This window comes from Streptomyces aurantiacus, from assembly GCF_001418335.1.
GTDB classification, from domain to species: domain Bacteria; phylum Actinomycetota; class Actinomycetes; order Streptomycetales; family Streptomycetaceae; genus Streptomyces; species Streptomyces aurantiacus.
Map to the genome: position 1 here is coordinate 45,155 of NZ_LIPP01000102.1, position 6,268 is coordinate 51,422.

A 6,268-nucleotide genomic window follows, 5' to 3' on the forward strand; every position below is an offset into this window, starting at 1 on the left:
CCGCGGGTCCCGTCACACCGCCCCTCGCACCGCCCTTCGCACCGCCCGTGTCACGTGGTCACGGAAGGTGCGCGGCTGACGGCCGGTGAGACGTCGGACCGTGTCGGTGGTGCGGTCCTCGGCTCCCGCCGCGTTCGACCGGTCCAGGCCAGCGAGCATCGCGGCGTACTCGATCGGCATCGAGGCAGCCAGGTGATCCCTCATCTCCTCGTACGTCAGCGGCCGGTGAGCCACCACGCGCCCGGTCACGTCGGCGAGGAACGCCGCGACGTCGGCGTGGCTCAGCGCCTCGGGGCCGGTGATGACCAGGTCGGTGCCGGGCGCCCGGACATCGGTCAGTGCGTGCACGGCGACGGCCGCGATGTCGTCGGCATCGACGAAGGCCACCCGCCCCTCTCCCGCCGCGGTGCGGATCACCCCCTCCTCCCGGATGCTCCGGGCGTGCATGTGGTCGCCGGTGAAGTTCTGCATGAACCATGACGGCCGCAGCACCGCCCACTCGTCGAACAGGCCGGGCAGGGCCTGGTGCACCTGCCCGACGGCCGGGCCGCCCGCTGGAATCGCGGAGGAACTGAGGAGGACCGCTCGGCGCAGTCCGGACGCACGCGCCTGCTCCAGGAAGGGCAGCATGACCTCGGCCGGGGTCGCGGAGTCCACGGGCGCGAGGAGGTAGACGCGGTCCGCGCCGCTCAACGCCCCCTCGTACGTGGCCGGGTCGTGCCAGTCGAAGCGGACGGCCTCCGTGCCGTCGACGGGAGTGGCCCGTCGGCTCGCGGCCTTGACCCTGTGCCCCAGTCCGGCGAGCCGGGAGGCCACGCGGCTGCCGGTGGTGCCGGTCGCCCCGAGGACGAGGGTGGCGCCAGGGGCGAGGGCGGCGCCGGGGGCCGTCATCGGCTGCTCCGCGTGAAGTCGGCCGCGCCGCCCGGGGAGACGACGAGCGGGTTCCAGTAGTCCCGGTAGTGAGTGATGAGGCCGTCGGCCACCGTCACCACGGCGACGTAGGTCAGGTCGAACGGAGCCCCGGTCTCCACCAGCAGCCCCACCCCGCGCATCTCCACCACGATCCGCCCGGGGTCGGTGGTCTCGTGGATCTCCAGGTCCGGGAAGTCGTGCAGGTCGATGTGTTCGGGATAGTGGCGCAGGTAGTCCAGGACGGCGGCCTTGCCCTCAAGCCGCTTCGGCCACCCTTCGGGCGCGAAGGGGAACTCCAGGACACCGGCGTCGTCCCACAGGTCGACCCAGGCGGTGATGTCCTTGTCGAGCAGCAGTCGCAGTCCCTGGCGGAACAGGTCCGCCGGTCGCGTGGTCATGGTCATGAGGTCCTCCGATACGATCACGATACGATACGGACCCGCGGTCCGCTTCACTCGAACCATACGGACCGTCGGTCCGTTTATGCAACCCCCAGCACCCGGAGGTGCCCCATGCCCGAGCGCAGGCCCCGTGCGGACGCCGTGCGCAACCGGGAAGCCGTACTCGCCGCGGCCGACCGGCTCTTCGCGCGCAGCGACAGCCCCGAGCACGTGAGCATGGCCGACATCGCGGCCGAGGCGGGCGTCGGCAAAGGGACCCTCTTCCGCGGCTTCGGGGACCGCACCGGTCTGATCCAGGCGCTCTACGAGGCCCGGCTGGACCCGATCCGCCGAACCGTCGCGGAGGGCCCGCACCCCCTCGGGCCCGGCACCCCGCCGGTTCAGCGTGCCGCGGCCGTCCTGGACGCCCTCCTGTGCTTCAAACTCGACCACCGGCACCTCTCGCTGGCCCTGGAGGAGGCCGCGACCGGCAGCCCTTACGGCGCCGAGCACTACGACTGGTGGCACGGCACACTCCGGGGCGTCCTCGCAGAGATTCCCGGCTTCGACGGCAGCGACTTCGCCGCCCACGCCCTGCTCGCGGCGGTCCGCGCCGACCTCGTCGACCACCTGGCCGGGCGCCGGAACATCCCCCGCGAGCGGCTACGGGCCGACCTGGCCACCTACACCACAAAGGTACTGAACAGCCCGTAACGGTCCGTACACAAGCGAACCGACCGCAGGTACGGCGGACGGCCGGTGAATAGCGCCGCACGCCCCCTTGGCGCGGTCCGCCCCGTGGCCAACACTGAGCCGATGACGCAGCGCGTGGAACTGGCGACGGTGATGGACCGGCTCGCGGTCGACGAGGTGGTCACCGAGTACGCGGTGGCGGTCGACGACGGGGACTGGGAGGCCTACCGGCAGCTGTTCGCGCCGGACGGGCGGGCGGACTACCGGTCCGCAGGCGGTGTCGAAGGGGATGCCGGACAGATCGCCGGATGGCTCTCGCAGACCATGGAGCTGTTCCCGATGCGGCAGCATCTGATCGTCAACCGGCGGGTCCGCTTCGGCCTGTTGGAGCAGGACAGGGGTGACACGGCCCGGGTCAGGGCCGACTACGTGAACCCGATGCGCTTCGCGGGACGCGACGGCGGATCCACCGAGCCCGACTTCGTGTGCGGCGGCCGGTACGACTTCGGGCTGCTGCGTACGGACGACGGCTGGCGGCTGCGTGAGGTGGTCGTGCAGGAGAAGTGGCGCCGGACCGCGCAGCCGCGCCAGGAGCCCGCCGCACGTTGAGCCGGCCCGGTCCCTCCCCTCACGCGGCCCGACCCCCTTACGTAGATCGTCCGCGGGCGCGCACACTTGGGTCACGCACTGTGCTTCGAGGGTCGATGGAGGCGCTGGATGAACCTGTCCGCCACTGGTTGGCGCCGGCGCCTCGGCTCTCCGTGGTGGCGCGGCACCGCGGCGGCGCTCGCCGGTGCGCTGCCGATGCTGAGTTTTCCCGCGCCGTCCCTGTGGTGGTTCGCGTACGTCGCCCTGGTGCCGTGGATCCTGCTCGTGCGCTCGGCTCCGACGGGGCGGCGGGCGGCGTACGACGGCTGGCTCGGCGGGCTCGGCTTCATGCTGGCCGTGCACCACTGGCTGCTGCCGAGCCTGCATGTCTTCACGGTCGTGATAGCCGCGCTGCTGGGCGCGCTCTGGGCGCCGTGGGGCTGGCTGGTACGCCGGTTCCTGGCCGGTGCGCCCTCGCCGGGCCGCCTGGTGGCCGCCCTGTTCGTCCTGCCCTCCGGCTGGCTGATGGTCGAACTGGTGCGGTCCTGGGAGGGGTTGGGCGGGCCCTGGGGTCTGCTCGGGTCGAGCCAGTGGGACGTGGAGCCCGCGCTGCGGCTCGCCTCGGTCGGCGGCGTGTGGCTGCTCAGCTTCCTGCTCGTCGGCGTGAACGTGGCACTCGCCGTCCTCGTCGCGGTGCGGTCCTCCCGGGTCCCGGCCGTCGCCGGGCTCGTCGCGACGGCCGCGGTCACCTCGGCGGTCTGGGCCTGGTCACCGCGTCCGGCGGTCGACGGCCAGGCCCGGATCGCCGTCGTGCAGCCGGGCGTGATCGGCGTCGGCGGTGGTGGCGGTAGCGGTGGTGGTGGTAGCGGTGGTAGCGGCCCGGAGAAGCGGTTCGCGCGCGAGGAGGCGCTCACCCGGGAACTGGCCGGGCAGGACGTGGATCTCGTCGTGTGGGGCGAGAGCAGTGTCGGCTTCGACCTCGCCGACCGTCCCGATCTGGCGGACCGGCTCGCGGCACTCTCCCGTGAGATCGACGCCGACATCATGGTCAACGTGGACGCGCACCGCTCGGACCGGCCGGGCATATACAAGAGTTCCGTGCTCGTGGGTCCGCAGGGCCCGACCGGCGACCGCTACGACAAGATGCGGCTCGTGCCCTTCGGCGAGTACGTACCGGCCCGCGCCCTCCTCGGCTGGGCCACCTCCGTGGGCAAGGCGGCGGGCGAGGACCGTATGCGCGGCACCGAACAGGTCGTGATGACCGTCGGCGACGGACAGGACCAGGGACAGGAGCAGGGACAAGACGAGGGACGGGACGAGGGACCGGGCGACCGAGCCGGCGCCGGCGACGGACTGCGGGTGGGCCCGATGGTCTGCTTCGAATCGGCGTTCCCCGACATCAGCCGGCATCTCGCGCGCGACGGCGCCGAGGTGCTGCTCGCGCAGTCGTCGACCTCCTCGTTCCAGAGCAGCTGGGCCCCCGAACAGCACGCGTCGCTCGCGGCGCTGCGGGCCGCCGAGACGGGCCGGCCGATGGTCCACGCCACACTCACCGGCGTCTCGGCGGTCTACGGGCCGAGCGGCGAGCGCGTCGGCCCCCGACTCGGCACCGACGCGAGCGCGTCCGCCGTGTACGACCTGCCGCTGGCCCACGGTGTCACCCCGTACGCGCGCTTCGGCGAATGGCCGGTCGGCGCGGCCCTGCTGATCCTCGCCGCCCTGGGCGCCACCGAGGGCGTACGGTCGCTGCGGCTCAGGCGGAGCGCTCCGTCACCGCACGCACCACTCGCTCACACAGTTCATGGGTCGCCAGCGCGTCCCGGGCGCTGAGGACCTTGCCCGCGCGTACGGCGTCGAGGAAGGCAAGCACGATCTGCTCGACACCGCGCTGCCTGGCCACCGGCACCCAGTCGCCGCGCCGCCGTGTCGTCGGCTGCCCCTTGTGGTCGACGACCTCGGCGAGGTTGATCACCTGACGCTTGGTGTCCTGCCCGGACACCTCCAGGATCTCCTCGGCGGAGCCGCTCAGCCGGTTCATCACGCCGAGCGCCGTGAAGCCGTCCCCGGCCAGTTGCAGCACGACGTGGTGCAGCAGCCCGTTCTCGACGCGGGCCCGCACGCTGACGTCGTCGACCGTTCCCGGCACCAGGAACCGCAGGGTGTCCACGACGTGGATGAAGTCGTCGAGGATCATCGTGCGGGGCTGTTCCGGCAGGCCGACGCGGTTCTTCTGCATCAGGATCAGCTCACGGGGGTGTTCGACGCACTGCGCGTACCCGGGCGCGTGACGCCGGTTGAAACCGACGGCCAGGCTGGTGTTCCGCTCCTCCGCGAGCCGCACCAGGCGCTCCGACTCGGCGAGTTCGTACGCTATCGGCTTGTCGACATATGTGGCGACGCCCGCTTCGAGCAGCCGGGACACGATCTCGGGGTGCGCGTGCGTGGGCGCGTGCACGAACGCCGCGTCGAGGTCCTGCGCGAGCAGCGCGGAGAGGTCCGTGTGCCGCCGCTCCGCCGGAACGTGCAGGCCCTCGGCGACCCGGGTGAGGGTCGCCGGCGTCCGCGTGTGCAGATGCAGTTCGAGCCCCGGGCGGGTGGCGAGCACCGGCAGATACGCCTTCAGCGCGATGTCGCCGAGTCCGATGCAGCCGACCTTCACAGGGATCTCCTTCGAGCAGTGCGGGTCCGGGGCACGCGTACGCCCGTCTCGCCGGAAGCATACGGCGACCGCGGTGGCCGCCGGCCGGCGAAACAAAGAGGTGGGCCGGGGGCTCGGTCGTCCGCGATGATGCGGCCATGACGATCGAGCGCAGGGAACCCGCGACGGACGCCGGCGAGCGAGCCATGCTGGAGGGCTGGCTGGACTACCACCGCGCCACCCTCGCCGTGAAGTGCGAGGGCCTGGACGACGCCCAGCTCAGGACGGCCTCGGTGCCACCCTCCGAGCTGTCCCTGCTCGGTCTCGTCCGGCACATGGCGGAGGTGGAACGCAGCTGGTTCCGCAGGGTCCTCGCGAACGACGACGCCGGTCCGCTCTACTACAGCGACGAGGACCCGGACGGCGAGTTCCATCTCGGCGAGGCGGACACCTGGGAGGAGGCGTACACCACCTGGCAGGGCGAGATCGCGGTCGCCCGCCGCAACGCGGCGCGTTTCGGCCTGGACGACCTGTCCGAGGGCAGGAGCAGATTCACCGACAAGCCCTTCAACCTGCGGTGGATCTACACCCACATGGTCGAGGAGTACGCCCGCCACAACGGTCACGCCGACCTGCTCCGCGAGCGCGTCGACGGGGCCACCGGCGACTGACGGAGCCACCGGCGACCGAGGCGGCGCCCGACGCCCGGGTCACTGCTCGCCGGGCGTTCACCCGTGTGGGGCACAGTCCGCCGGCCGGCACCCCAAACCCCGTAGGACACAGCAGAGTTGCGGGGTGCCTCGAACCGCGACCACCGCAGCGCTCCTGGTCACCGTGGCCGTCTTGGCTGCCTCGGCCGTCTCGGGCTGTGTGACCGTCCAGCGACCGCCCTCGTCCGGCCCGCCTCCCCCGCCGCCCCCGGTGTCGGAGCCCCGCCCGGACGGCAGCGCCGCACCGCGGGTGGTGCAGGCCCCGGCCCGCGAGGCCCTGGAACGCGTCGGCCCGTCCCGCCGCCCCTCGGCACCCGCGTCCACACCGGCCCGTACGCATCCCAAGG

At 72.5% G+C, this 6,268-nt stretch carries 7 protein-coding genes and 1 pseudogene; 5 read left to right on the forward strand and 3 right to left on the reverse strand.

The genetic code is table 11. From position 1 onward, the window contains the following. Window positions 1–12: 12 nt before the first annotated feature. Together AOK01_RS15210 and AOK01_RS15215 are read right to left on the reverse strand one after the other, a co-directional pair. Window positions 13–891 carry an NAD(P)H-binding protein gene (locus AOK01_RS15210; RefSeq protein WP_055511797.1) on the reverse strand — a complete coding sequence of 293 codons (879 nt, stop codon included), beginning with the start codon at window positions 889–891 and terminating at the stop codon, window positions 13–15. After that, window positions 888–1,316, reverse strand: a complete 429-nt coding sequence (locus tag AOK01_RS15215) for a nuclear transport factor 2 family protein (protein ID WP_055511822.1) — start codon at window positions 1,314–1,316, stop codon at window positions 888–890. Before AOK01_RS15215 ends, AOK01_RS15210 begins: the two co-directional genes overlap by 4 nt. A gap of 108 nt (window positions 1,317–1,424) precedes the next feature. Here AOK01_RS15215 and AOK01_RS15220 point away from each other — a divergent pair, with 108 nt between their 5' ends. The 3 genes from AOK01_RS15220 (at window position 1,425) to lnt (ending at window position 4,403) form a co-directional block, all read left to right on the forward strand. Further along, complete coding sequence (locus AOK01_RS15220) at window positions 1,425–2,006, forward strand: TetR/AcrR family transcriptional regulator (protein WP_055511799.1); 582 nt, start codon at window positions 1,425–1,427, stop codon at window positions 2,004–2,006. Between the two features lie 102 nt (window positions 2,007–2,108). Next, a complete protein-coding gene (locus AOK01_RS15225; RefSeq protein ID WP_055511801.1) occupies window positions 2,109–2,594 on the forward strand; it encodes a nuclear transport factor 2 family protein in 486 nt (161 codons plus the stop codon). A 108-nt stretch (window positions 2,595–2,702) separates the two neighbouring features. Next, on the forward strand, window positions 2,703–4,403 hold the full coding sequence (gene lnt, locus AOK01_RS15230; RefSeq protein WP_055511803.1) for an apolipoprotein N-acyltransferase: 1,701 nt from the start codon (window positions 2,703–2,705) through the stop codon (window positions 4,401–4,403). On the opposite strand, the gene AOK01_RS15235 is transcribed toward lnt, so the two are convergent. After that, complete coding sequence (locus tag AOK01_RS15235; protein ID WP_055511806.1) at window positions 4,327–5,232, reverse strand: Gfo/Idh/MocA family protein; 906 nt, start codon at window positions 5,230–5,232, stop codon at window positions 4,327–4,329. The two genes, lnt and AOK01_RS15235, sit on opposite strands and share 77 nt — an antisense overlap. 137 nt (window positions 5,233–5,369) lie before the next feature. Here AOK01_RS15235 and AOK01_RS15240 point away from each other — a divergent pair, with 137 nt between their 5' ends. Continuing rightward, entirely contained in the window at window positions 5,370–5,882 is a 513-nt protein-coding gene (locus AOK01_RS15240; RefSeq protein WP_055511808.1) for a DinB family protein, read from the forward strand. 124 nt (window positions 5,883–6,006) lie between these two features. Continuing rightward, window positions 6,007–6,268: pseudogene (locus AOK01_RS41155) on the forward strand (hypothetical protein); the annotation flags it as partial.